At 61.8% G+C, this 2,485-nt stretch carries 3 protein-coding genes; all 3 read left to right on the forward strand.

Translation table 11 applies throughout. The features are described 5' to 3' along the window. The first annotated feature begins 263 nt into the window (after positions 1 to 263). Positions 264 to 1,376: a polysaccharide export protein gene (locus HX846_RS30230; RefSeq protein WP_143495494.1), complete on the forward strand. Its 1,113-nt coding sequence runs from the start codon at positions 264 to 266 to the stop codon at positions 1,374 to 1,376. 14 nt (positions 1,377 to 1,390) lie between these two features. Next, complete coding sequence (locus tag HX846_RS30235) at positions 1,391 to 2,050, forward strand: YjbF family lipoprotein (protein WP_032899416.1); 660 nt, start codon at positions 1,391 to 1,393, stop codon at positions 2,048 to 2,050. Next, positions 2,047 to 2,485: capsule biosynthesis GfcC D2 domain-containing protein (locus tag HX846_RS30240; RefSeq protein ID WP_178966788.1), on the forward strand; the 439-nt coding region annotated here is incomplete at its 3' end. The genes HX846_RS30235 and HX846_RS30240, both read left to right, overlap by 4 nt.

Here is a 2,485-nt window from a genome sequence, read left to right on the forward strand (position 1 = left end):
GCCCCTGTCGTGGAGCACCCCGCTCGTGGGCGGCGTGACGCTCGGTGAAACCGTCGGGGTCGGTACCGCGGTAGTCGGCGCTGCGGCGGCGGCTTCCAACTCGGGCGGCAGTTCCAATGGCGGTACTTCCGGCACCGGCGGCACCACCGGTACAGGCGGTACCACCGGTACCAACTAATAACCCGCAATGTGTGTTGTTCAAGATCACCCGGAACTTCTGGGTGATCTTTTTTAGACTCGCCCTCGACTAGCGTAGTGCCATTATGATTCGTAGGTTACCTGTTCTTTTGCTGGCAAGTTTCAGCTTGCACGGCTGCATGTTTTCGCCTGGTCAACATATGGACACCAGTCAAATGTCCAGTGAGGGTTCTTCCGAAAGTACTCGGGTAGAGTTGATTCCCATCACCCCCAAATTGATTGCCATGGATGCCGCCACGCATGTTCGTGAATCGGTGCCGGCAGAACTGTTGTCTTATGTGCCCGGTGGCTATCGCGTCGGTGCCAATGACCTGTTGTTTATCACGGTTTGGGACCATCCCGAGTTGACGGCACCGTCCGGGCCGCAACAGCAGATCGACGCCAACGGGCGCCTGGTTCGCCCCGATGGCACGTTGTTTTATCCGTATATCGGCAACGTCCCGGTGGCCGGCAAGACCATCGAAGAGCTGCGGGCCTTTATCGCCGGGCGCTTGTCGCAATTTATTGAAAGCCCACAGGTCGACGTCAGCGTCCTGCGGTTTGCCAGCCAGACAGTGGTGGTGACCGGGGCGGTGATCAAGGCCGGGCAACAGCCGATCACTACCACGCCATTGAGCGCCGTCGAGGCCATTGGCGCTGCCGGTGTCGACCCCACGAATGCCGACCTCTCGAGCCTGACCCTGACGCGCGACGGCCGTGAGTACACGCTTGACCTGGACAGCCTCAATCGCCAGGGCTCGCAACTGCAGGGCATCTACCTCAAGGGCGGCGACCGGTTGTACCTGCCCTATAACGACCAGAAACGTGTCTACCTGATGGGCGAAGTCAATCAGCCCCGAGCCCTGAGCTTCAAGGGCAAGTCGATCAACCTGACCGATGCCCTGGGTACCGTAGGCGGCTTGAACCAGACCACTTCCAATGGCAATGCGGTCTATGTGATTCGCGGCGTGGACAACCTGGAAGCCGAACCGGCCAAGGTGTTCCAACTCGATGCCCAATCACCTTCCGCGCTGGTGCTGGCCACCCGGTTCGACTTGCAACCCCAGGACATCGTGTACGTCGGGCCGGCCGGCGTGACGCGCTGGAACCGCCTGATCAGCCAGTTGCTGCCGACCGCCAGTGCCATTGGGATTGGTGCCCGATCGGCCAATGACCTCAGCGAAGTCAACAGCAGATAAGGCGTTATCCCGTGGTGAAAATGTTGCCTACCAGCGCCTGCCTGTCGATGGCGCTCTTGTTGTGCGGGTGTAACCCGTTGATGAGGGCGTCGTGGTACACCCTCGAAACCTCTGTGACGGGCCCGGCCCCGATCAACGTGACCCGCGCCCAGGTCGACGCGGTGCCATACCCGCAGATCCTGGTGACCACCGCCGTCAGCGAGGGCGTGATGGCCATGGCCCGGCGCCGGGGCGACCTGCAGTTCTGGGTCGCTTCCGGCAAGCAAGTGGTGATGATGCGTGACGGCCTGGTGGTACGCACTGTCGGGCTGGGTGTTTCCCTGGATGGCACGCGTTTCAGTGGCGAATCGCCGTTCAAGCGCGGGCTCCAGCATCTGCCCGACGGCTACACCGGCACACGCTGGATCGACCTCTACGACGGCAACCGAATCGGTATCGCGGTCAACAGCCGTTTCAGCAGCCACGGTATCGAGACCCTCCGCATTCTGGACAAGGATTACGCCTTGCTGCGCATCGACGAGCAGGTGGACGCTCCCACCTTGAATTTCCGCGCCACCAACCATTATTGGGTCGACCCGCAGGATGGTTTCATCTGGCGCAGCGAGCAGCATTTGACGCCCCGGTTGGCCCTGAAAATCGTGCAGTTGCGTCCCGACCGGGAGGCAGCCCGATGAAGTGTTCGAAGCTTTTATGGCTGGGCCTGTTGCTGATCGGCCCCGGCACTGGCCAGGCGGCCGTTACAGTCAGTGGCGATGTGCGCAGCCCCGGCGCCTTCGAGGTCAAGCCGGGGGCGCGTTTGCTGGACGTTATTCGTGTGGCCCAACCCAATGCAGAAAGCTACTGGTTGGGCGCCGCATGGCTGCACCAGTCGTTGGTGAGCACGCAGGAACGCTTGAAGGCAGGGGTTTTGTTCGATCTGAAACTGCTGCAACGAGGGGCCTTGCTGGATGACCGTGGCTCCCGGGCGGACTTGAGTGCGCGTCTGTATCGACAGGTCGAACAGTTGCCGGTCACCGGCCGCCAGGTGCAAGTGCTGGACCCGATCGCCGTGGAGACGGGGTTCGCGCGCAACGCATTGCTGGATGACGGGGACCGGCTGGTCTACCCCG

The organism is Pseudomonas sp. K5002 (assembly GCF_013386655.1).
Taxonomy (GTDB): Bacteria; Pseudomonadota; Gammaproteobacteria; order Pseudomonadales; family Pseudomonadaceae; genus Aquipseudomonas.

Bases quoted from the DNA above. Each gene is read 5' to 3' on its own strand.
- HX846_RS30230 (WP_143495494.1), top strand. From the start codon at position 264: ATGATTCGTAGGTTACCTGTTCTTTTGCTGGCAAGTTTCAGCTTGCAC.